The following is a 24,800-nucleotide window of genomic DNA, read 5'->3' as shown; positions in this document are numbered from 1 at the left end:
CCCCAATAGCCCACCGAACCCAACAAACGAAATAGGATCGACTCACTGTGGCACCTGGGAAGATGCTAAACTCATGACTCGGTCGAAGCCGCCGTATCCGCGAAAAGGGCTGCGCCCGCGTCATACCGACGCAGTAGATCGCATGACCCAGTATCAACCAAGACCGATAACCGCCTCAAAAGCCACTCTGGCTGATGTTCAGAGCGTGATCGCCCGCGAACTTGGCCTTTCAAGCTTGCTACACTTGCTGCGCCACTTGGAGGCCTCGACTGCGAGTAGATCTCGCATAGCGAGGAAGGGATCGGTACCGAGTGCTGACCTGAGCACACTGCGTCTGCACTGCGGTAACGATATTGAATCGCCTCTGCGGAAAGCAGGTTTCAATGGTGACTTCGAGAGCTATACCGATCCGCCATACAGCGAGCCTGTTACCCAGACCGAAAACTGGATGGACCACGCGGCGATACTGACAACAATGCTCAAGGAAGACGATGTCTTATCAGACGTCACTCGTTACGAGTGACGTGTTCTATGGTTTGAACACGATCTCTACGAACAGCTAATCCTCTCCCGAATTTGCACCGTCATTACGCGCCATCCCTAGCTTGTCTCGACCGGGATCTATCCGGGTGCGACCCGCTTCATCGGACTGGGACAGCTCCCGCCCGAAGCGCTCCTTCTGCTGTGGGAAAGTCGTAAGCCCGTCTCAACTGCCGCGCTGAAAAGCGGATGTGCGGCATGGGCAGCATTGTGCGCCCCCGACCCTTCTGCGCTGATAACGCTGGCCCAAGCCGGAACACCGACCTTGCCCGAACTGGGCCGGGCACTCGCCCGTTTCGCTCAAGAGTATCCATGGGCACATGACGGGCTCGCCTTATCACAACGCCTCGTTCTAGGGCTCGTCGCAGACAAACCCTGCGCCCCCGGCGCCATTCTTCAGGCTCTCACGCAGCAAGCAGAGCCTCTGCTATGGCTCGCCGACCTGATGTTTCGTGATCTGCTTGAAAGCCTCAGAAACGCCAACGAACCAGCAATCTCTGTCACGCCTCGAAGCTATGAAAGCGATCGGGCAACAGATGAAGTCTCTCTGACCCCGGCTGGCAGAGACGTGTACTTCGGCAAACGAAACTGGAATGCACTCTGCCCTGCAGAACGCTGGCTTGGCGGTGCCAGGATTGGAAGCGGCGCCCCGCGTTGGGTCTGGAACGAAACACACGCGACCATCCAACTGTTCGGATGACTGCTAGGTTACATTGACAGAACAATTGCTCCAGATCTCTACAGCTGCGAGATTGAGGAGATTTGTCAACGTCGAGGCGGTCTTGTCATAGCGAGTCGCGATGCGGCGCATCTGCTCGGGTTTGTTGCACGTTCGCTCAATGCGATCGCGATCTCCGTAACGCCGGTAACCTGTTTTATGCGAAGTGCTGCGACCTCCAAGCAACGGGATGAGCGTCACGATCCCAAGGGCCCGCAGATCCTGGCGGAGACTGCCACTGTCACACCCCGCTCGGCCAGCAAGACTTTGAAGTTTGGCACAGGCAGTTTCACTAGTGTGTCTGCGACTTTGTCGTTCAAGATTCAGCCTCCGGTATAGACTAAAGCCAAAGACAAACTGGTTGTCACATCGGGCGTGAATTTCGCTCGCAGAGCCGCCGCGTGACCGACCAAAAGCCTGCGAATGAGTCCCCCCCCCCCTTGTTCCAACGGCCTGTGAATGAGCAGGGACTAAGATGCTGTCGATCATATGGTGCTGGTCATCAATCGGCCCGGGATCTACCAAGGTCTGTCGAAGAGCATCCCAGACACCCTGTTCAGTCCAACGTCGGAACCGGACGTAGACCGAGTTCTACATGCCGTAGCGCTCATGCATGTTCCGCGGAAGGCAGCCCGTTCGCATAACATGCAAAACTATTATTCAGAAACTGGAGATCATCTCCGGATAGATGTGGCCCGCGCCCACGCTCAAGCGGGAGAAATGGACCAATCGTCACCCTTTCCTGATCAGTCAGATCGCGTCTTGCCAACCTCGCTTCGCCCTACCGATCGAATAGAAGCAAACCGTGAATCAAAACTCAGGTTGATCGTATAGCCCTCTTGCCAACGAGACCTAACAGGCCCTGACAATCACCATATTTTTAACCATTGGAGGCCTGATGGGAGTAGATTGCTTTCCGTCAAGAGATCTGCCATCTCTAAAATAGTATTGTTACAGTAATTTTTTGATCGAGAAAGCAGAATGAGCCATCATCTCATTTTAGGCGGTTCAGGTTTCGTGGGGAGACATGTTGCGTCTCTTCTGGCTCATTGCGGAAACCAGGTCACGATTGTAAGCCGGCATTCTTCAATAGAACCTGAGTGGGCATGCTTCCAGGGGTCGGTCAAACACTTAACTGTAGACGTTACAATTGCCGATTGGGATCGCCTGATAGAGGACGTTGACGTCGTACACCACTACGCTTGGGGTTCCATGCCAGCAAGCGCGAATGCTAATCCTGGTGGGGATTTGATGACGAATGTGGGATTGACGATTGGTCTACTTGAGGCATTGAGGCGGCGTGGTGGCGGACGGATAGTGTTTACTTCGTCCGGTGGAACGGTTTACGGGAGAGTAAATCAAGTTCCAATCTCAGAAGATCATGCTGTTGCGCCGATCACTGCTTACGGGGCCGGGAAGGCCACGGCAGAGGTGTACCTCAATTTTTATCGAGAAATGTATGGTGTTGACTGCCGGGTGGCCAGAGTTGCCAATCCTTATGGAGCAGGTCAAGATCTATCACGGGGTTTGGGGGCAGTGACAGTGTTCCTCCATAAAGCCTTGCAAGGGGAACCCATTACAATATGGGGTGACGGAGAAGTAATTAGAGACTATATTCACATTTCTGATGTTGCCAAATGTCTTGTCAAAATGGCTCTCTTTCCCAACGGCAAAGAGCACACTTTTAACGTTGCCAGCGGCATAGGCTATAGTCTTAATGAGGTTATCTCTGCCTTGGAAAAGGAGCTTGGCCGCACACTTGAAGTAAATAGAACCGAAATGAGGTCCTTCGACGTGCCGGTTAACGTTCTTTGTATTGGAAAAGCAAAGAAGTATTTAGGATGGAAACCAATGGTTTCCTTCTCCGATGGAATATCCAAGACCATTGAAGACCTTACCGAAAAGAGACTATTTTCTTCTCTTTATCTATAAAATACTGAAATAAGTCTAAATCGGATTACAAAATAAACAGGCATCTCCTAGTGGATGATTATAAGCGCATACAATACTATTGCGTTATTTTTTCTTCCGTTCTGCAAAGTTAAAATATAACCGATAGATCTTGGCATGTGAGCAAACGCTTACGCATTTCAGGTCAATTAAGGAGGAAGTCAGGTTGGGTGAGATATTTCAGCGTACCATGCCGGAGGCCGAACTCGAATTCACAGGAGAGCGTTTTACCACAAGCGCTTCCGGACAAATCGAGATTGAACATCTGCATCGTTATTTCATCGCTCGCGCGCTTAGTAGAGAAAAAGATGTTCTAGATATTGCCTCGGGTGAAGGCTATGGAACGGCCTTGATCGCGCAGGTTGCCCGAACTGTTACTGGGGTCGAGGTCTCAGAAGATGCAGTATCTCATGCGCAACAGACCTACAGGAATACCAACCTAAAATACCTGCTAGGTGATGCTCGAAAAATTCCGTTACCTGATAGCTCCATAGATCTGGTTGTCTCATTTGAGACGATTGAGCATTTCTATGAGCACGAGCAGTTTATCTCTGAGGTTAAACGAGTATTGCGACCTGATGGCGTGTTTCTCGTCTCCTCCCCTCAACGCGACGTTTACTCACCTCCAGGAAGTGCGGCGAACCCTTACCATGTGCGGGAGCTGTCTCGAAGTTCGTTCACAGCCTTGCTGAAAGGTTCCTTCGTAAATGTAAAAATGATGGGCCAGCGCCCGTTGGTGGGCTCAGTGGTGTTTCCTGAAGGAGAAAAAGCACAGAATACCATGGTTTTTGAGCGGCGTGGGTCTGGTCACTTTGAAGCGTCGGACGACCTTCCTCGGGCGCTTTATGATATTGCGATTGCCTCCAATCAGTCTCTCCCAAATGCGCCTGTCTCTGCCTATATCGACAGAGAGGATGTAGGTCTTATATTATCCAAAGCTGAGGGCTTCTCGCAGGCGTTATCAGAAATAGACCGCTTGCTCGAGCGTGCCGTAGCTGCAGAAAAAGCAAATGGTGACTCTCGTCTTGAAATCGCATCGTCTATAACCCAAGCACAGCAACAAGCTTCCACGTATCAAGAGCAGATCAACCAAGCGCACGAAACCATACGACATCTGACAGCTGAAATTGAGACAGCCAGTGCATCTCATGCTGCATTAGAGGTTTTATTAGAAACAGCTAATAACGAGTTGATTTTCAAAACCAACCTCTTGGAAAAATTAAATAGTAATATTTCTCAGGAACGAGAGATCGCGATTAATGCACAAAACGAGGCGAATATAGCCGCAAATCAGCGGGATAAAGCGCGCGTCGTTGCTCAGCGCTCGGCAGCCATTGCTGAACGTTACTGGCGCTCGCAGGCAGATGAGCTGCGGAACCGCCTCAGTCAGACAGAGTCCGACAAATGCCACTTGCGGTCTGAGACGGATGAGCTACGGAGACATCTGATTCAGACAGAGTCCGACAAACGTACAGCTGAGGAACAGTTCGCTCTATGGCACGCTAACTATCATAGACTTCGTGATTTACTTGAGCGTTCATTGAGAGCAAGTGGTATATATTTTGTAAGCCGTATTGTACCTAGGCCTGTCCGGAGAGGTATTATTCGACTGCTCAGAGGGGCAACTGGAAGATGAGACATTTTCCAGTAACGAAAAAAGATTTTTCTTCCAACAGTGCGGCCCATGAAATTTTGTCGCTATCCGGAATGCTTGATATTGAAGGATATCGTCAGCGCCAGCATCTTCCACCGAATATCGATCCAGTTGCGCATTATCTCGATTATGGCTGGAAGGAGGGGATAGAACCCTGCGATGATTTTCAGGGAAGTTTTCTACATCCTTACTATACGGCGTCGGGATTGAATGATGCGCCAGTAATAACGTGGCTGAATTTGCTCTCTCACGCTGGTCGACGGCCGCCCAAGGCGCAAGAAGAGGCGCTACTTCGGGCTGAACAGATTCGGAATTCTCCTTTTTTTGATGCCACATACTATGCCAAGCGTCTGCCGAGCGATATTGACCCTGCTATACACTATGTCGTGGCGGGAGAACTATTAGGATACAAACCATCAGATTCGTTCGATCCTGATTTTTACATGGCTTTGTATGATGATATCGGCAGCAATGGTCTATCGCCGCTCCAGCACTACATCACATATGGTCAGCATGAGGGGCGTCGCACGAGGTCCGCTGCCGATCGCTTAGTATTTCCTCAAATTGAGGCGGATGGGCGGCCTGCAATTGTAGTTGTTCTGCATGAGGCATCTCGTACAGGTGCCCCACTTCTCGGATGGGCAGTGGCGCAAGGGCTTCGTGAGAAATATAATATCGTTTCTCTCTTAATGCGCGGGGGCGCACTGGAAGCTCATTTTGGCGAGATCTCGAAAGTTATTATAGGTCCTTTAGTTTGGGAAGAGTGGTCAGAGATAGAACTCACCAGAATTGCCCAGCGTATATCGCATTTATATCGTCCCTTATATGTAATCGCCAATAGTATTGAGACAAGATTGGCTGTGCCAGCTTTCGCGAAGTTTGGTATTCCTTCAGTCGCTCTGGTGCATGAGTTCGCCAGTTACACACGCCCAATCGAAAAGATGCGTGACGTTTTTGATTGGGCTTCACACATTATTTTTCCAGCAAACATTGTGCAACGAGCCTCTTTCGCGAGTTTTCCGTCTCTGGCCTACCGAAGAGGAGTGCATGTTCTTGCGCAGGGACCAGTACCTCTTCCGTCGAATTTGAGTACTGACCATTCGATAAGCGAAAAATCGAAATCCCAGCTCGCACTTGAAAAATCGATTTACGAAGCAAAGAGTCGAGGTGAATTTCTTGTTGTTGGTTTAGGAACTATACAGTTACGCAAAGGAGTCGATTTATTTATAGCCGCTGCCGCAGCGGTTAAGCTTCTAATGCCTGAATTACCTGTCAGATTCTTGTTTGTAGGTGAAGGCTACAACCCTAGAGATGATTGGTCATACTCTGTATACCTTGCGGAGCAAATTATTCAGTCTAATCTCCAAGACTATCTTGAAATCCTCGAACCCGTCGCAAATCTTGAGCCGATCTATGAAAGCATGGATCTATTTTTCATGTCATCCCGGTTGGATCCGCAGCCTAATGTGGGCATTGATGCCGTCACGCGGGGTATTCCGACCGTGTGCTTCGCTGGCGCATGTGGGACAGCTGAGATTCTTGCTAAGGATCCTGTAACCGATTTACTGGTTGTTCCGCATCTCAATGCGCATCTGGCCGGCGAAGCAATTATGAAAGTTGCAAAAGATCCTTCTCTGCTAAAGATAGTTCGCGAGAGAACGAAGGAAGTCGGAAGCATATCCTATAATATGAGGACCTATGTTGATCGCATCGATGATTGGGGCGTCGAAGCTAGTCGTGCTTTAAGAACCGGAAGAATCGATAGTTCTTTCGACCATTCTTCGATTGACCCTGAACTAGCGTTGCCTCCTGGGGTTAATGTGCCAGGTGCGTTTGGGCTGGAGCGCTGCGTTGAACATCAGTGGGCAGTGGTCGGCCTGAGTCCTGATCAGGTTAGCAATCCCTACTTTCGTCGACCCTATCCAGGCTTTCATCCTCAAGCATATGCTCAAGCATATTTTGACGATTGTGTGGTCGAGGGCCATAATCCTTTTGCGCATTGGCTCAGGTCAGGAAAGCCGTTGGGCCCGTGGAGCAGGAAAGTTTTCTCGCCTCAAGCTTCAGCATCTTTCTCTCATGGATCGTTGCGGATTTTGCTACATGGACATTTCTTCTATACGGACTCCGCGCCAGATTTATTACGTAGACTCTCTGTAAATAAAGCCGTTTGTGACTTGATACTTACAACCGATACAGACGATAAAGCTCAGCGGTTGCTACGGCTTACATCGAGTTATCCCGGCCATGTCGAAGTACGCGTAATGCCTAATTCAGGACGTGATATCGGCCCATTGATCACAGGTTTGCGTGAAGAACTTTCTAGCTCCACATACGACCTTATCGGGCATGTTCATGGCAAACATAGTGCTGGAATAGATACCGCTATGGGGCGGGTTTGGCGGGATTTTATCTGGGATAACCTTATTGGAGGAGGCGCGCCGATGCTCGATGTGGCAATCACGGCCTTCGGTGAAAACTTAGACTTGGGTCTTTTGATCCCGGAAGACCCACATCTCGTAGGTTGGGATAGTAATCGGAGTATTGCTAAGGAACTCGCTGATAAGATGCATATATCAGAGCCTTTACCCGATTTTTTCGATTTCCCTTTGGGAACAATGTTTTGGGCGAGGCCTGAGGCACTAAAGCCTTTAGTGGCCCTGGGTTTGAGTTGGGAAGATTATCCTTCTGAGCCTTTGCCTGACGATGGGACACTTCTGCATGCTATCGAACGGTTGATTCCCTTTTCTGTCAGAAAAAGCGGTTTCGAAATCGGAGGCTTACGGATGCCCGGATCGACATGGTGAGACCGTGATCGGTGAGCTGGCGCTTGCTTGGTCGAGAGGCAATAATCATCAACGATGGCTGACAATTAGAGACTTTTGTCAATCATTCCTGGGCTTTTCTTACCAGTATTTGATTCGTTCCCTCCGCGACTTGCAAGAGTGCGCGGAGGGCGAGGATACCTCAGTAAGTAAACGAAATACTGCCGAGGAACGTGCGTCCGACAGAAGGTGTGGCGCGGTCGCTGAACAGATTGGAATAGTTCAGACGATTGGCCAGATTGTAGCCATTGAGCGCCAGACGCCAACGATGCCCGACCATATGCGACATCATGGCATCCCATTCCGTCGTGTGCGGCACACGTGCCGTATTGGCTGCGTCGAGCCAGACAGAGTCACGCCATGTCAGTCCACCACCGAAAGTGAGGTTCCAGGGCTTGTCGGGGGCAATCGTATAGGTGCTCCAAATGGTCGCCATATTCTTGGGCGCATATTGAATGCGTTTGCCAATATCCGCCGCCGTCAGCGAGCCTGTCGTTGTGGCGTCGTAATAGGCATAGGTGCCGATCAGGCTCCAGTTTCGGGTAATCTGACCGGAAAGACTCAGTTCGACGCCCTGATTACGCTGCGTGTCGCTCGACGAAGAAACACTCCCCGTCGAGGGATCGGTCATGAGCGCATTGCCTTTCTCCAGTCGGAAAAGCGACGCGGTCGCGCCCAGACGGCCGTGCAGGAATTGCTGTTTGACGCCAATCTCATACAGGCTCGCCTTTTCGGGCTTGAAGCCCTGAGTCGAGGTCTTGAGCGGTTCCGAGCTGTTGGTCACATACAGCCCAAGCGGCGTGGTCGAGCGCGCCCAGTTGAAATAGACCATCGTGTTGTCGCTCGGCGTGTACATCAGGCTCACGGTCGGGTTGATCGTATTCTGCTGCTGCGACAGACGCGTATCGGCTGCCGTTGCGCCTTCGGTCGCTGCATAATGACTGTTCCAGTGATCCCAGCGAAAACCGCCGCGGATCGAGAACCAGGGTGCCAGCCACATCTGCTCTGACAGGAAAGCCCCCACATCGGTGGCATCGCCGGTTTTATAGAGCTTGCGCCCTGCCCCGCCCGACAGATTGACCAGATCGTACTGATATTGGCCCAAGCCCCCGAGCAACAGACCCGGCTGGGTGTGGGAGGGGTTGATCATGCTGGTCGTATCGGTACGTGTCCCGTTCTGACCATTGAAGTTATAAGCGTAATTGGTGCGACGATCGTAGATATGCTCGACATCCCAGCCTGCGATGACCTGATGGCGAATGAAGCCCGTCTTGAAATTGGCGCGCGCGGAGAAAACATTCTGCACCGACCAGTCATTCTGCTGATAGGGCTCCGGCCCGCCGAGATGACCGCGGCGATTGATCTGCGCCTGTGACGGGTTGGTGAAAAACAGCTTCTGACAGGTCGCGTCGCAGCCCGGCTGAGAGGACGAGAAATAACGATCGTAAAGGCCGCCGCGCAGATCATCGGAAATCGTGAGATGCTGGCTGATTTCCGAATTCAGACGCGCCGTGAGCATGTTCACATTCGACACGTCCTGATCGTAATTCGTGCCGTACCAGCTATGCCGGTCGAGCCCGTACTCCGTCGCGGGACGTCCGATCGTGCTGCCAGGCTTGGTAACAACCGGCACGCCATAGTCGGGGATGCGGTTATCGGATTGATGAAAATATTCGAGCGTGAAACTGGTCTTTTTGCCGAGCCCGAAACCGATAGAAGGCGCCAGCCCCCAGCGATGGGAATAGATATTGTCACGGCCGACAACGTTATTCTCATTACCCATGCCGGTAATACGCACCGCGCTGGACTCGCCGATCTGCTTGTTCACATCCAGCGTGCCACGGTAATACTCACCAGACCCACCGGAAAACTGTGCATTATAGGTATCGCCCAGATGCGCCACCTTGGTCACGATATTGATCGCGCCGCCCGTGGTGCCATTGCCGAATACTTCCGATGACGGGCCCTTGATGACCGAGATATGGTCGTAATCGAAGCTGTCACGTGTATAGACGCCGAAGTCGCGCAATCCGTTTTCGTAGATATCGTTCTGGGCCGCAAAGCCGCGAATCAGGAACTGATCGCCCGCCATGCCCCCCTCGCCCTCACCAACCGATGCCGTGATGCCCGGCACGTTGCGCAGCGCCTCATCGAGCGATTTCACATTCTGCTGCTGCATCAGGATCTGGGGCACGGCATTAACGGTCTGAGGCGTGTGCATGATGTCGTCGGGCATGCGCCCCAGACCGATCGGCTCATGCAGGATGTTCATCGCCGCGCCGTGAACCACGAGATGCTCATCGACCCCGTCCTGTTGCGTAGTCTGAGCCTTGTCTGCGCGTTTTTTCTTCGCGTCCTGTTGGGCCTCTTCCTTCGATTTCTTGCGATGCGTGCTGCCATCGTCGCTTTGTGCCGATTGGGCATGTGCGGCGGAACAAGCGAGGGTCATGCCGACCAACAGGGATACGGGATAGGAAGGGCGAACCCATTTCACGGACAACACGTAGTCTCCACACGCAAAAGAAGGAATCAGTCTCTGCAATTGAGAATAGTTCCTATCTTTCGTGACAAAGTGCTGCAACCAGCTCGCAATCGCATCACACCGCTTTATGTCGTTGTGTTGCTTGAATGCGACACTCGATGTCGGCGAGTTTACGAGAAAGCCCTCATGACGCGCTTACGCCCCGCCAACACGGGCGGTTCACAGCTCTCAAACGGGATTAACCGGCCCGGTAAATCGGTCAGATCGATCAATTGCCCCTTCCTGTTGCGGCGCGGTCACGCCCAATTGCTCAAGCCGAAGCTCGACCTGTGCGAGCAAAGCCTCACGCCGGGGCGATTGCATCGGCCGCAACTGGCGTTGCATCGCGAGCAGAATGTCAGAGGTCGCCTCGATGACGGCCTTGTCCCACCAGTCATAAGCCTCATCCTCACGCCCCAAAGCGCAGAGCGCCGTCGCGTAATTATGCTGGCCGCGATAATCGCCACCTTCAGCCGAGCGTCGATACCAGTCAAAAGCAAGCACCGAGTCACGGGGCGTATGCCAGCCTTCCTCAATAAAGCGGGCGAGCAAATTCATCGATTTTGCGTGTCCGCGCTCGGCGCCGCTGCGAAACAGCGCCAGCGCGCGCGGCAAATCGGCCTTCATGCCGATGCCGCGCATGACCATGATTGCAAGGTTGTAATTGCCCCAGAGATCGCCCAGCTCGGCGGCTTGTCCGTAATATTTCGCAGCCGCCATGTGGTCTATCGAACAGCCCCAACCGAAATGATGGCAACGCCCGAGCATATTCAGCGCAGGGGCATAACCTGCCGAGGCCGCGATCTCATACCACTGGCGCGCCCGTGCCGGATCGGGCGGCAGATAAATGCTTTTGAGCAGGATATCCCCCCATCGCACCTGCTCGGCAACGTATCCTTGCATAGCACGGGCGCGAATTGCCTCAATTGCGTCAGGCAATTGGGGGATTGGCGCCTTAGCCTTGTGCCGACGCTTCAGTGAAAGCGCAAAGAGCTTCGAAACACGTGCCAATGGTACCTCATCCCATCGAGAGAGCGACCACCGGAGGCCACAGGATCATGCTGTGATAATATTAATAATATATCGCAACAAGCCATTCCGAAAACCGGTTGAGGTCGTTCCACCAGCGTTTCAGCCATCGCGAAAAAACGGAAAAACCGGACGTCCATAAAATCAGTCAAGCCGCATATCCAGAGAGAAAAAGAACCGTATTTCGCGCGATGGAACAGGGATTTTCTGCGATCCCAACACATCGCGATTACCCTCTCGGCAACTGCACTATTCCTCGACCGTGAATAGCGGTTTTGGCGCAGGTAAGCCCGGAAGATACCACGAATTGTAACGAAAAGTTTTCCCAACGAGTCAAATTCATATCTTTAGGTTTCTTAATGAAACGATTATCCGCTTGTTGATAGTGATTCTCAACATATCAACCGAACGGATCAAGCGTCTTGAGCTACGCAATCAATCGGTGTCGCATGCTGACACTGGGAACCTGCCTTGCCTTCCTGCCTTTTTCGGCCGCGCTGGCCGAAACGAGCGATCCGGCTGTAACAGATCGCGCGACCTCTTCCTCAGAGCATCCCGAAAAACACAGGCATCGTCATGGGAAGCCAGGTCACGACAAAGCGGGAAAAAGACACTCAGCTCATGACAGTGATGATGCCAAGAGACGGGAAGAAAAAATCGATGTCCGAGCGCGACTTTGGGAAAAGGGCAGCTACACGATATCGGAAACCAGCACCTCCACAGGTTTACCGCTGAGCCTTCGTGAGACGCCACAGACGGTCACCGTTATTTCACGCCAGCTGATGGATGATCAACAGATCAACACTCTGGACGATGTATTAGGAACAGCGCCAGGCATCTCGTCCTACTCGAATGATAATGCAGGCCGGACCACTTATCGGGCCCGAGGCTTTGATATCACCAATTACAAGATCGATGGCATGCAGATCGACGCATCCGCAAGTTTCGGCGGTGTCGGTTCCTCCATGAATATGGATCTTTACGACAATGCCCAGATCGTGCGCGGCGCAAACGGATTGCTCGGCGGTACGGGCGATCCATCGGCGACGATCTATCTGCAACGAAAAGCACCGACGAAAACATTTTCCGCAAGCGGGTTGCTGCGACTGGGCAACTGGAACGAGCGTCGCGTCATGGCGGATATCAATGCGCCAATCACCCATTCCGGATCCATCCGAAGCCGTTATGTTTTCTCATGGGATGACACGGACACATTCCGCATCCGAGAGCATGTGAACCGTATCGGGGCCTTGGCCAATTACACGGCGGATCTCTCGACACGCGATACGCTCAACTATGGATTCCAGTATGAGCGCACACGCAATGATGGTGCGTCCTGGGGCGCCAACGTACCCATCTGGTTCGCCGATGGCTCTCCTGCCAATCTGCCTCGCAGTACCAATCCGGTTGCAAACTGGAGCACCGCTTTGCGTGACCAGTACACAGCCTTCGCCAATTACGATCACAGTCTTGGCGGGGAATGGCATCTCAAAGTCGGCTATATGCGAACCGAAGGCGGCTCCTACAGCAATCTTGGTATAGCGAAGGTCAATAACGCGGCCAGAAATGTCGGTGGCTATGCCGGATTCTTCAATCAGGACGGCACTGGTGGCTATCTGAATGCCCTCCACTCTGAATATCACGATTCACGTGATAATGCCGATGTGCATATCGGCGGGCCGTTTCGGGCCTTCGGCCATACGCATCAGCTTGTCTTCGGCTTCAATGGCTACAACGACACCCTGACGACCTATAGTTTCAGCAAGGCGCTGGGTAATTGCTCGATTGCCGGTGTTGCACCGTTCAATGGCTGTCAATACCGCGCAACGGGTCTGCCGATAGCGAACTGGCGCACATGGAATGGCGATTACCCCAATTATCAGACACATAGAACCCGCGCCCGTCAGGTCGATGTGACGCGCAATTACGGTGCCTACGCTTCCGGCCGTTTTGTGCTGGCGCGAGGGCTGTCACTCATCCTGGGCGGACGCGTAAGCACCTATGAGGCCTATAGCGGCACTTATACGACGGCCAATGTCTATTCCGGCCAAAATGGCACAGGACGTCAGAATGCAGTCCTCACGCCTTACGCTGGTGCCGTTTACGATTTTACGAAAAATCTTTCCCTGTATGGCAGCTACACGAATGTCTACACGCCGCAATCCCAACTGCGCGACATCGACAATCAGCCCCTCGCCCCAGTTACCGGGCGAAGCTACGAAACGGGCATCAAAGGCGCCTTCTATGGTGGTCGTCTGAATACCACCCTCGCCTTCTACCTGAATCAGCAGAATAACGTGGCACAGGCAACAGGGGCGACCAACTTCCAGACAGGTGAGTCAGTTTATGAATCGGTAAATGGCGTAAAGACGAAGGGCATCGATTTCGATGCCTCGGGCGAAATCCTTCCCGGATGGAACGTGCTGTTTGGCTACAGCTATCTGGATGAACAAGGTCTGAGCTATCGTCAGGATCCCCGTCATCTCGTGCGCCTCACCACCAGCTACACATTCCATGGACGCCTGAAAAACCTGACGATTGGCGGCGGCGTATCGAGTCAGACAACGACGCAGTGGGCTACAAATCCCGGACGCCCACTGGGTAAAGGCAAATACGACTCTTCGAATCTCAGCGTAAATGGCTACACACTGGTGAATCTGATGGCTCGCTATCGCCTGATGAAATGGCTCGACCTGACAGGCAACATCACCAACCTGACAGACAAGAGCTTTGTACGTCAGGCCGGATTTTATGACGGCATGATCTACGGTCAGCCCCGGACATTCAGCTTTACGCTACGCGGGCATTATTGATCGGCTCGGAGCGGTCCTGACGGGCCGCTCCGGAACCTTGCAAAACTCAGGACCCTGAAAGGCGGTTCAGAGCCGCAACAAGACGGGCACGATCATGGGTGAAGCTGGTCAGACGTTCACGGTTTTCTTCCACCACTTCCGGCTTGGCGCGGGCGACAAAATCGGCATTGCCGAGCTTGCGCTCAACCTTGTCGATCTCCTTGCCAAGACGATCGATTTCCTTTTCGAGACGCTGGATTTCGGCACCGATATCAATCAGCCCCTCGAGCGGCAGCACAAGGGTCGCTTCATCGATTACCGTCAGAGCGGCAGCTTTCGGCGGTTCGCCCGACAGGGCCGAAACGGATGCGACCCGCGCCATACGCCCGATCACGGCAGACCAGCTTTCGGCGCGCGCCAATGTCTGGGAAGCGGCATCGCGCAGAAGCACCGGCACCATCTGTGCAGGCGGAATGTTCATCTCCGAGCGAATGGTGCGAATCTCGCCGATAAGACGAATAACCCAATCCATTTCGGCTGAGGCCTGAGCCGCATCACGAGGCTGGGGCGGAACGGGCCAAGCCGATTGCGCAACACTGCCGCCAAAGCCGAAAGACTGCCATAGCTCTTCGGTCACGAACGGAATGACCGGGTGCATGATCTGCAGGATCGTGCCCAGAACATGGGCGGTAACCGCACGGATTTCATCCTGCTCTGGCGTGTTTTCTGACGCGAAAGCGGGCTTGGCCAGCTCCAGGAACCAGTCGCAGAAGACGTTCCAGACGAAGCGGTAGCAAGCTGCCGCGAGCTCGTCGAAACGATAGGCATCGAGTGCCGCCTTGGCCGCGCTGACCGCCTTGGCCGTCTCATCCAGAATCCAGCGGCCCAATACGCTCTGGACCTTCGCCGGATCGAAGCCCTCAACCGGCTTCACGCCGTTCATCTCGCAGAACCGAGCCGCGTTCCAGATCTTGGTGATGAAGGTGCGATAATCCTCGACGCGCTTGCGACCGAACTTGATATCGCGCCCCGGCCCGGTAAGAGCGCAGATCGCCATACGCGTGGCATCCGCACCGAATTCTCCAACCAGCTCAAGCGGGTCGAGACCGTTGCCCTTGCTCTTGGACATTTTCTGGCCACGCTCGTCACGCACCAGTCCATGGATGAGCACCGTGCGAAACGGCACGTCGTCCATGAAGTGCAGCCCCATCATCATCATCCGGGCGACCCAGAAGAAAATGATATCGAACCCGGTAACAAGCGTGCTGGTCGGATAATAGCGTGCCAGTTCGGGCGTCTTGTCGGGCCAGCCAAGCGTTGTGAAGGGCCAGAGCGCGGAGCTGAACCACGTGTCCAGCACGTCTTCATCACGGGTCAGGCTAACATCGGCACCAAATTGCGTGCGAGCCTGCTCGAGAGCCTCTTCTTCGCTGCGAGCAACAAAAACACTGCCTTCGGGACCGTACCAGGCCGGAATGCGATGCCCCCACCAGAGCTGGCGGCTGATGCACCAAGGCTGGATGTCGCGCATCCAGGCAAAATAGGTGTTTTCCCATTGCTGCGGCTCAAAACGGATACGCCCGTCTTCGACCGCCTTGATGGCAGGCTGGGCCAGGGTGGCAGCGTCGCAGTACCACTGCTCGGTCAGACGCGGCTCGACAATGGCACCGCCGCGCTCGGCATAGGGCACTTGCAGCGTATGCGGCTCGATCTTCTCGATCTGCTCCAGACGCTCGAGTTCCTCGACAATGCGCTTGCGGGCCTCAAGACGGTCGATACCCTCAAGCGAGCGCACGAAAGCAATCGAGGACAGCCCCTCGACATCACGCAGTTCATCCGCGATCTCATCCAGCCAAATGGCAGCAGCCTCATCGAGGATGCTTGGCATCGGCAGATCGTGTCGCTTGCCGACCTCGAAATCGTTGAAATCATGACCCGGCGTGATCTTGACCGCACCGCTGCCCTTTTCCGGGTCGGAGTAGGTATCGGCCACGATAGGAATACGACGACCCGTCAGTGGCAGTGTGACAAACTTGCCGATCAACGCGGTATAACGCTCATCCTCCGGATGCACGGCCACAGCCGTATCGCCCAGCATGGTTTCGGGACGCGTGGTGCCGACCACGATCGTGCCGCCGCCCTCGACCGGGTAGCGCAGATACCACATCGACCCCTTGGTCTCGCGGTTTTCGACCTCAAGATCGGAAATGGCCGAGCGGAAAGCGGGATCCCAATTAACGAGGCGCTTGGCGCGATAGATAAGCCCCTGCTGGTGCAGCGTGACGAACACGTCGCGCACAGCGCGCGACAGGCCTTCATCCATGGTGAAGCGCTCGCGCTCCCAGTCGGCCGACGCGCCGAGCGTGCGAAGCTGCTGAATGATCTGGCCGCCGGACTGTTCTTTCCACGCCCAGACGCGTTCGAGAAATTTCTCGCGTCCCATTTCCTTGCGGCTGAGACCTTCCTTGTCGAGAACGCGCTCGACCACCATCTGCGTGGCAATACCGGCATGATCGGTGCCAGGCTGCCAGAGCACATTGCCCCCTTCGAGGCGCTTCCAGCGAATCAGGATATCCTGCAGCACGAAATCGAGTGCATGGCCGAAATGCAGCGTACCGGTGACGTTCGGCGGCGGGAACATGATGGAATAGGCGTCGCCCGGCGCCTCGGGATGTGCCGCGAAAAGACCCGACTTCTCCCACTGGGCGTAGAGGCGGGCTTCACATGCCGCGGGGTCAAAGGTCTTTTCGAGCATATTCTTCCTGTCACCTGTCTGGTCCTGCCCAGCTCGAAAGCCACGCCGGACACGCTTTGAAGCTGCCGAACTCTCTCGCTTCCATAGTCCTCCGGCGTCGCCAGATGGAGCCACGGACAGCCGTTGAGAGCGAGGCAGGATTCCGTATTTCAGACACGAAGCGTATGACCAGATGAACGGCAAGTTTCAAGACTGAACGGCAGTCCAGCCGCGTTTTGACCGAACGCCCGAAGGCAAAGTTGCGCCCGGCTGTTAGTCAGATCGCGGCAGGCAGGCGCCCGCCAGAAAGACGAACGCTCGGAGGGGCAAGAACCGCGCGCCCCATAACCCGTCCATGAGATCAGCGGCCGGGCTGACCGACAGCGTAGTCGTTAATACCCCAGAGCCGATCCTTGACCGCGTTGTAATAGGCCTTCTCATCGTAGATCGGCACGTTGAGCTTGAGGTCGGCAGCGGTCAGACGGCCCATCGCTGCGGCCACGGCATAGGACGACTGCACCAGACCACTCAGATTCTGTACGAGAGCCGTCTGGGCCTGAAGCAGGGTCTGCTGCTGCTGAAGCACTTCAAGCGTCGAACTCGTCCCGACAATCGCCTGGCGCTCTACGCCATCGAGAGCCACGACGTTGGCGGCGATGGCCGCACGATTGCTCGAAATCGAGTCGGTATAGGAGTGCAATTGCTGCCAGTTTGCGGAAGCCGACTGAGCCGCGCTACGGCGGGCGATATCGACGGCGCGGCGTGCAGCGAGGTATTGCTGACGCGCCTGACGGACAGCGGCATACTCAGCTCCACCCTGATAAATCGGCACGTCGAAATTGATGGTGCCGAATTTGTTATCGGTGACCATGCGGCCGTAGCCCTGGTTCTTCACATAGGAATAGCCGAGCTGAGCCGAGATTTTCGGCATGATCGTCGCCATCTGGACAGAAAAATTATCTTTCTGCGCCGCCTCGGTGAAAAGAGCGTTGATGATTGTCGGGTTATTGCGTGTCGCCTCGACAACGGCGTCACGTTCGATCTTGACGGGAAGAGAGAGTGGCTGAGGGGCTACAAGATTCGGTGCGGGCGGCACGCCCACGATCTGCAGGTAGGTGGCCTGTGCTGCCCTCAAGGTACCTTCGCCCTGCTGACGCGAAGCCTTCGCTGTTGCCAGGGCAGCCTGCGCCTGCGCCACATCCGTGCGGGTAATCTCGCCCTGCTGGAAACGATCCTGCGTCGCCTTGAGCTGCTCTTCGAGCACATGCTCGTTATTGATGTTGATCTGAAGAAGCTGCTCGCTGCGCACCACGCCGAGATAGGCAGAAACGACGTCAGTAAAGACTTCCTGCTCGGTCTCGATCAGCTGGGCCCGTTCAGCCATGACCGTATTGACGGCCTGATGAGACTGGGCAGTCGTTTTACCGCCTTGATAGAGATTCTCGGTAATCGTCACGCCGCCCTGATATCCAGGCGTGGCATATTTGCGGTTATAGGCAGGCGTACCGAACGCCGAACCGGGCTGAGCACCCTGAGCACCGTACGCGTTGATGCCCTGATAATAGGTCAGGGCCGCCTGCCCTTCGATTTTCGGTCTCCAGCCCGCTAGCGCCGTCGGCACCTGCTCGTCTGCCGCGCGCAGCTTTGCACGTTCCTGCTGGAGGGTCGGATTCGTCAGATAAGCCGTTGCCAAGGCTTCCTGCAGCGTATGGGGAACGAATTCGGGCGAGCCTTTACCGTCATAGGTCTGGGCAAGCGCAGTCGTACTCCTGAGAAGAACGACCAGGCCAACGCCCAGAGAAGTATAGACCCGTGATTGATCCCGTTTCATGGATGCCCTTTCGAATGAGGACGGCGCTGAGATGACGTAATGACAGTGATCATCTCTTCGGTATCAGGCGTCCCGCAGCATCTCTATGGCATATTTGGCCGACTGCGGAAATTTCTTCTTATTTCTCGCGCCTCAACGAGATACCCCCTTGACCCCGGCGCCCGGTAAAGAGATATAGCGCTCACACCCGGTAAGGTCCGGTGGCAGAATGGTGATGTAGCGGACTGCAAATCCGCGAATGTGGGTTCGATTCCCGCCCGGACCTCCAATTTCCCCGAAAAAGCGCAGAAAACTGCCATTTATGAGAAGTTTTACAGAACTTCCTAGCGGCGTTTTACAATCTCCATGCGTTTCATAGCAGAGGTGGCCCCCTCCGTTTGGACAGTTTTTGGGGCCTGATAAGCTATAGCCGGTCGTTGTTATGCCGCCCGTTTGACGGCGTTGCTGTTGGCCCTTGGGTCCGGGATTAACCCCGGACCCAAGGGCGTTGGCGCGTCATGATACGCCTCATCCGACGTGCGTCCAGCCAAAGCCGAATGCGGCCGCTTTCCGTTCTAATGGTTGATCCATGCCGTAAGGCCGGTCCGCAGTTCCGATCCGGTCTCAAAAGCGTGCAGATAGACGCATTCGTATTTCAGGGATCGCCACAGGCGCTCGATGAAGACGTTGTCCAGCCACCGCCCACGCCCGTCCATGCTGATGCGTATCTGACGCGCTTCCAGAACTTCAGTGAACCGGGGTGTCGTGAATTGCGACCCCTGATCCGTATTGAAAATCTCGGGTGCACCATAGCGCACTAGGGCCTCCCGCAGCGCCTCGATGCAGAACTCCGCATCCATCGTGTTCGACAGCCGCCACGACAGCACCTTGCGGGTCGACCAATCCATGATCGCCACGAGATACAGGAAGCCCTTGCGCATCGGAATGTAGGTGATGTCCGAACACCAGACCTGATTGGGTCGGTCGATCACCAAGTCCCGCAGGAGATAAGGACATGTCCGATGCGCCGGATGCGGTACGGTCGTGCGTGGCGCCTGGTAGATCGCCCGCAGCCTCATGATTGCCATAAGCCGACGCACCCGCTTGCGCCCGACATCATGGCCGAGCCGCTGAAGATATCGCGTCATCTGCCGCGACCCGTAATACGGCGTCTCCAGAAACTGCGCGTCGATCAGCCGCATCAGGGCAAGGTTCGCGTCGTCCTCCGGCACGGGCCGGTAGTAGACGCCAGACCGGTTCAGCTGCAGCAGCGTGCACTGCCGCACCACGGAAAGCCGAGGCCGCTTCAGGTCAATCATTTGTCGCCTCTGAGCACGCCCAACCGCACAGAGGCATCCCGTAAAAAATCCCGTTCCACCAGCAATTGGCCGATCTTGGCGTGGAGTTTCTCCACATCGGCCGGACTGGCTGTCGCCTCCGGTGCTGGCTTGCCGGAGAAGATGCCTGCCATGCCCTCAACTGCCTGGCGCTTCCACTGGGCAATCATCGTCTGATGCACACCGTGCTTCGACGCCAGTTCCGCCAGCGTCTGCTCGCCCCGGATCGCCTCCAGGGCAACACGAGACTTGAACTCACCCGAATACCGTTTCCGCGTAACCTTACCCATAAACCAGTCCTTTCTCAGGCCGGTCTATAGCTTAACCCCCTGTCTGAAAAATGGGGTCCACCTCTCTTCTCCCCGGCGCTACTGACAGTGCCTTTCATAAGAATGCGGGAATGGGAAACAGCACGATCGGCCGTAGTCCCAAGAACGATAGGGTAGACGTCGCCCGACAGGGTTTCGGAGCCCTGATGAACGACGTGGATCACATTATGGGCGGTGATCGCGCGACCAAGGAGCAAGAGCTTCAGAACCGTACGACGCCTTCGAAGTCATGGCGCAACGTTACGCGCAGATAGCCAGGATCGACGACTGAACCTGACAACAGAGAGAGCTCTTGTGACACGACATCATCTGAGAAATCTTCAGGCGGGGCCTTCTCTCACGCCATCCAGACGACTGGCGGCGCAGAGAAAGTCCACGACCTTCCCTGTCTCTCTCATTTGGGTGGCGCGGCTTGATGCTGGGCTTTCTGGCCCATCCTGACCGAAGCTGTTAGGCCTGTGAGTGCTGCGACTGCCGGGCAATCGGCGGTTACATTGATGAACCGAAAGACTGCGTCACGGCGCTCGATCCGTACAATGCCCGCCCTTGTTGCGGTTCGTGCCACGTCGCCAAGCTCGCCCGTCTCCGGGCGATCCGTTGTTCCAGACGGTGTAGAGAGTGGTTCAGGCGCTTTGTTTCGAAACCTCGGGACTCCGGTGTGAACCGTCGAGTTCGCACCAAAGCATATGAGCCGCAGCGACAATAGCCGGCCCAATGAAGAGGCCTACCAGGCCAAGCATGTGCAGTCCCCCCAGGATGGCAATCATCGTGTGCAGGAACGGCAGGCGGGTCTCGTCGGAAATGAACTTCGGACGGGCGAAATGCTCTCCGCAGAACAGAACGAAAACGCCCCAGCCGGCAACGGCAATGCCCATATTCATCGACCCTGAGGCCGCGACGATGCCGCCGACAAGAATCGCCGCCGGATAACCGCAGAAGGGAATCGATGCGGCAATGGCCAAAACGATTGTCAGGATGACGGCATGCCCGGCATCCGCAATGAAGATCAAGGGCGAGCATATGAGCGCCTCACCGATACCGACGAGAACCAGCCCGTTGACGGCACCACGAACGCTGCGAACGATGTGCAGGAGAATATCGTCGCGCTGTGTGAGTTCAATGCTGACCGTACGGAGAGACGAAGTAATTCGCCCGTAGGACAGAAGGCAGCAAGCTGCAGTGAGCATGGCAATGAAAAAGGCTTCCAAGAGATGCGGAATACCTTTGAGGAAGGATAACGCAGCAAGCCCTGCGATCTTCGAGATAGATTTGGCCTGAGCCTTGGCCATCTTAATGATCTGCTGCGGGTCGATCTTGTTTGCTAGGCTTGCAGGGAGAATGCTTTTGACCTTGTCAATCCGCGCGGAGACGGCTGGGGGAAGGACGGGCTTAGCCCCGTCGGTTAAGCCCGAACCAGCTTCTCTCTCGTTGTGATCCGCCGCGGCAGGCTTCCCGGCACTCTCGTCATTCTGCGGCGGTACCGCACGGTCTTGCGTGGCGAAGTCAGAACCATTCGCCGGGGCTGATGTCTCATGAGGGGCGATAAAACGATGGGCTTTTGCAGAAAGCGAGCCGATTTCGGTCACCGCACCATATCCCGCGATGCCCGCCATGATTGTGAAGATTACGCATGTCAGCCCGATAAGGCTGACGGCAGCAAGCTTCGCACCGATGAACTGCCCGAGTTTACGCTGTATTGGTCGTACAGCAATGGCGATGACCGCCCCCCATGCCAAAGCGACGATAAGCGAGAACGAGATCCAGATTGCCCCAGCGTATATCGCAACGCCCATGCTGATAAGTGCGAGATACTTTACCCAAGGATGACGTTCAGAAATGAGACGAGAGGCCATCTGACAATATGTTCCTTTTTGACGGTTGGTGTGCTGTCGGGATCGTGATGTCGATATCAAGTAGCTGCGGGAGGAACAGGGTCGACCGTTATAGCCGCCCCGCTTTGCAGTAAGTCTTTTGCTTCTTCGGCACTGCCTACGGCTGGCGGTGATCCTCGCAAAGGCATTCCAGCCGTTTCGCGAACAGTAAGCATAGTGACGATGCCGACGAATGCTGCCCCCATCAGGTACCAGGCAGGCGTGTCCAGATATGTTGTCTTCTTGACCAGCCAAGCCATAAGGAGGGGTGTCGTCCCGCCGAACAGAGAAACAGACAGGTTGAACGCTACCGAAAGAGCCGTGTAGCGAATAGGGGTGTAAAATAATGCTGGCAGTGTAGATGGCATGGAGCTTGTAAACCCCGCCAACGCAATGCCGAGCAGCATTAGCCCCATAAAGATAAGACTGTCAGAATGGCTCTGAATCAAATGAAAGCACGGGATGGAAAGAAGGAGCAGTGCGGCTGACGCTCCCAATATCATCGGGCGGCGTCCGATACGATCGCTAAGAAAACCACCAGCAATGTTGAGCGGCATCATCAGGATCATCACAACAATGACGAGGATCAGCCCCTTGCTCTCCGCGTAGCCCAGAGAAACAGTCATGTAGCTCGGGATGTAAGCGAGCAGCATGTAGTCGGTTACGTTGAAGACCAGCACGAGCCCAACGCATTTGGCCAGTTGTCGCCAGTGCGCGGTGAAGAGATAGCGCCAGCCTGGGCGTGCATGTTCCCGCTTTTCAGCTTCAAGGGCATAGGCTTTGAAAGACGGTGTCTCTTCCAGTCTCGTACGGGCATATAACCCCAGAAGCCCTAAAGGCGCGGCGAGAAGGAACGGAACGCGCCAGCCCCAAGCTAGCATCGTCTGCTCGCCTAAACCTACTTGCAACAAGGTCACGAGACCTGCGCCGGCGACATATCCTGCAAGAGTGCCAAACTCCAGCCAGCTTCCCATCAGGCCTCTGCGGCGATCTGTTGAATACTCGGCGATGAACGTCGCGGCGCCTCCATACTCGCCACCAGTCGAGAACCCTTGGACGAGGCGCGCAGTGAGTAGCGCTATCGGCGCCCATATACCGATGGAGGCGTAGGACGGGATAAGACCGATCGCAAAGGTTCCGAGCGCCATGGCGATCATGGTGGCGGCGAGAACTCTCTGTCGACCATACCTGTCGCCCAGAGGGCCGAAGAATGCCCCACCGATGGGTCGTATGAGAAATGCGATCGCAAATGTGGCCAAGGTCGCGATCAGACTGGTCGACGCATCGGTAGTAGGAAAAAAGACCTTTCCCAGCGTTACGGCGATGTAGCCATAAACGCCGAAATCGAACCACTCCATGGCGTTGCCGAGTGCTGCAGCACCGACAGCACGTTTTAGCATATCAGAATCGACGACAGTGATATCACGACGATCGAGCTGACGTCGATGTTTGAACCATCCGAGATGAGGGTGAGAAAAAGAGCTTTTTTTCATCGAGCAAGCTTCCTCTTCGTTTTGAGGGCTCGGTTTTCATTGCAGGGTATGAGCCCTACTTTCGCAGACGCTAACGAAATCATGAACTTATGATATCATATCACTCTTAAAATGTCGAAAATGTAACCTTGTTCGAGGCGTAAAAGTATTCCGCTTGACGGACGTAATTGTACACGTCAGGCCGACCGTGAGTTCCTATAGTGCTGCTCGAAACGGAGACCCTGCGAAAACCCGCCTCCCATGTTACATGCGGTCCAACGGCCACGCAGAGAACTGGTCCGTAAAAGACCCCCTGAAATTGCCCTAAACGCTAAGGTGCAAACAGGAATTTTATCCGTATGATGAGTGGCCATCCGGCTAGGGCCTGTTAGGTCTTGAAGATGCAGTAGGTCCGCAAAGCTCTTGATGATGAGGCTGATGTAGTCTGTGATTTCTGATAATACGTGGCGGGTTCGGAAGCCTTTGATCGAGGTGGTGCGACCCAAAGGCAAAACACCGGCATGCACCCTACGCCTGACGGTATCGGCGATCTTCTAACGTCACCAGAATGGCGCAAAATGTTGCTCTCTTCCTTCGGAGTTCGGCCTCTGGTGAACCGCTGCTCAACTTTTCATTCGCTGGGCGAGGCTTGGTGTGTGGGATGCACTATTCGAGCAAGCGATAGACCGGGATCCAGCCTCGAGCATGGTCTTTCTCGACGACACAACATCAGGGCGCACTACCAGGCGGCAGAGGCCTTCAAAAAGGGGAATCCCGAGAAAACCAGAGACTTTGGCAGCAAGGTCTGCGTGGCGGCCGAGGGGCGCGAAAAGCGCTTTAATCTACCTTGACCCTGGGGCAGGCCGCACGAACTGTCGGCTGCCATAGCTCTCCTGAGCGCATTGCCGGCTGCGCCCCGCAATGTCGTCTGCGACCGGGGATATGCCTCAAACCGGGTTCGTGAAGATTTGTGGGGCAGAGGCTCGCGGCCGGTCATTCCGACCGAACGAAATGAGCCGTCCCTTTAGTGCCCCAAATGAGCCTATCGAAATCGTCACCTGGTGGAAAAACTTTGGGCTCGGTCAGAGGGTGGAGAGCCATTGCCCTCCGATACGAGAAAACCGCCATCTCCGTCTCCTCAGAGATCTGCATCGCAGCCGCCGCAGATCACATCAAGACCTAATAGGGCATAGCCGAAGCCGTGATATCGGCGCCACAAGC

At 54.9% G+C, this 24,800-nt stretch carries 12 protein-coding genes, 1 tRNA gene and 2 pseudogenes; 8 read left to right on the top strand and 7 right to left on the bottom strand.

Annotation, left to right across the window (positions count from 1 at the left end; translation table 11 throughout):
* Positions 1-142: 142 nt before the first annotated feature.
* The 5 genes from ABHV46_RS15280 (at position 143) to ABHV46_RS15260 (ending at position 7,666) form a co-directional block, all read left to right on the top strand.
* Complete coding sequence (locus tag ABHV46_RS15280) at positions 143-523, top strand: hypothetical protein (RefSeq protein WP_438382170.1); 381 nt, start codon at positions 143-145, stop codon at positions 521-523.
* Between the two features lie 282 nt (positions 524-805).
* Positions 806-1,240 (top strand): hypothetical protein, encoded by a 435-nt coding sequence (locus ABHV46_RS15275; RefSeq protein ID WP_438382169.1) that lies wholly within the window; start codon positions 806-808, stop codon positions 1,238-1,240.
* A gap of 999 nt (positions 1,241-2,239) precedes the next feature.
* Complete coding sequence (locus ABHV46_RS15270; protein ID WP_438382168.1) at positions 2,240-3,190, top strand: NAD-dependent epimerase/dehydratase family protein; 951 nt, start codon at positions 2,240-2,242, stop codon at positions 3,188-3,190.
* Between the two features lie 184 nt (positions 3,191-3,374).
* Positions 3,375-4,844: a methyltransferase domain-containing protein gene (locus ABHV46_RS15265; RefSeq protein WP_438382167.1), complete on the top strand. Its 1,470-nt coding sequence runs from the start codon at positions 3,375-3,377 to the stop codon at positions 4,842-4,844.
* Positions 4,841-7,666: a rhamnan synthesis F family protein gene (locus ABHV46_RS15260; protein WP_438382166.1), complete on the top strand. Its 2,826-nt coding sequence runs from the start codon at positions 4,841-4,843 to the stop codon at positions 7,664-7,666. The genes ABHV46_RS15265 and ABHV46_RS15260 overlap by 4 nt, the downstream gene beginning before the upstream one ends.
* Positions 7,667-7,826: 160 nt before the next feature.
* On the opposite strand, the gene ABHV46_RS15255 is transcribed toward ABHV46_RS15260, so the two are convergent.
* Together ABHV46_RS15255 and ABHV46_RS15250 are read right to left on the bottom strand one after the other, a co-directional pair.
* Positions 7,827-10,133 carry a TonB-dependent receptor gene (locus ABHV46_RS15255; RefSeq protein WP_438384457.1) on the bottom strand — a complete coding sequence of 769 codons (2,307 nt, stop codon included), beginning with the start codon at positions 10,131-10,133 and terminating at the stop codon, positions 7,827-7,829.
* Positions 10,134-10,394: 261 nt separating this feature from the next.
* Complete coding sequence (locus ABHV46_RS15250; protein WP_438382165.1) at positions 10,395-11,216, bottom strand: tetratricopeptide repeat protein; 822 nt, start codon at positions 11,214-11,216, stop codon at positions 10,395-10,397.
* Positions 11,217-11,656: 440 nt separating this feature from the next.
* Here ABHV46_RS15250 and ABHV46_RS15245 point away from each other — a divergent pair, with 440 nt between their 5' ends.
* Positions 11,657-14,047, top strand: a complete 2,391-nt coding sequence (locus tag ABHV46_RS15245) for a TonB-dependent siderophore receptor (RefSeq protein ID WP_438382164.1) — start codon at positions 11,657-11,659, stop codon at positions 14,045-14,047.
* Positions 14,048-14,093: 46 nt separating this feature from the next.
* On the opposite strand, the gene ABHV46_RS15240 is transcribed toward ABHV46_RS15245, so the two are convergent.
* Together ABHV46_RS15240 and ABHV46_RS15235 are read right to left on the bottom strand one after the other, a co-directional pair.
* The gene (locus ABHV46_RS15240; protein WP_438382163.1) at positions 14,094-16,781 is read right to left on the bottom strand and encodes a valine--tRNA ligase; all 2,688 of its coding nucleotides are present in this window, start codon (positions 16,779-16,781) and stop codon (positions 14,094-14,096) included.
* Between the two features lie 340 nt (positions 16,782-17,121).
* Positions 17,122-18,591: a TolC family outer membrane protein gene (locus tag ABHV46_RS15235; RefSeq protein WP_336945504.1), complete on the bottom strand. Its 1,470-nt coding sequence runs from the start codon at positions 18,589-18,591 to the stop codon at positions 17,122-17,124.
* Between the two features lie 194 nt (positions 18,592-18,785).
* Here ABHV46_RS15235 and ABHV46_RS15230 point away from each other — a divergent pair.
* Positions 18,786-18,859, top strand: a tRNA-Cys gene (locus ABHV46_RS15230).
* Positions 18,860-19,010: 151 nt separating this feature from the next.
* Here the strand turns inward: ABHV46_RS15230 and ABHV46_RS15225 are convergent.
* From ABHV46_RS15225 to proP, 3 genes and pseudogenes are all read right to left on the bottom strand, one after another.
* Positions 19,011-20,197 (bottom strand): annotated as a pseudogene (locus ABHV46_RS15225) (IS3 family transposase).
* 662 nt (positions 20,198-20,859) lie between these two features.
* The gene (locus ABHV46_RS15220) at positions 20,860-22,089 is read right to left on the bottom strand and encodes an AI-2E family transporter (RefSeq protein WP_438382162.1); all 1,230 of its coding nucleotides are present in this window, start codon (positions 22,087-22,089) and stop codon (positions 20,860-20,862) included.
* A 56-nt stretch (positions 22,090-22,145) separates the two neighbouring features.
* Positions 22,146-23,600: a glycine betaine/L-proline transporter ProP gene (gene proP, locus ABHV46_RS15215; protein ID WP_438382161.1), complete on the bottom strand. Its 1,455-nt coding sequence runs from the start codon at positions 23,598-23,600 to the stop codon at positions 22,146-22,148.
* Positions 23,601-24,026: 426 nt separating this feature from the next.
* Between proP and ABHV46_RS15210 the strand changes: the two are divergent.
* Positions 24,027-24,762, top strand: a pseudogene (locus tag ABHV46_RS15210) (IS5 family transposase).
* The last annotated feature ends 38 nt before the right edge of the window (positions 24,763-24,800 follow it).

The sequence above is a fragment of the Asaia sp. BMEF1 genome, assembly GCF_051628905.1.
Taxonomy (GTDB): Bacteria; Pseudomonadota; Alphaproteobacteria; order Acetobacterales; family Acetobacteraceae; genus Asaia.
This window is presented reverse-complemented; position numbering and strand designations above follow the sequence as displayed.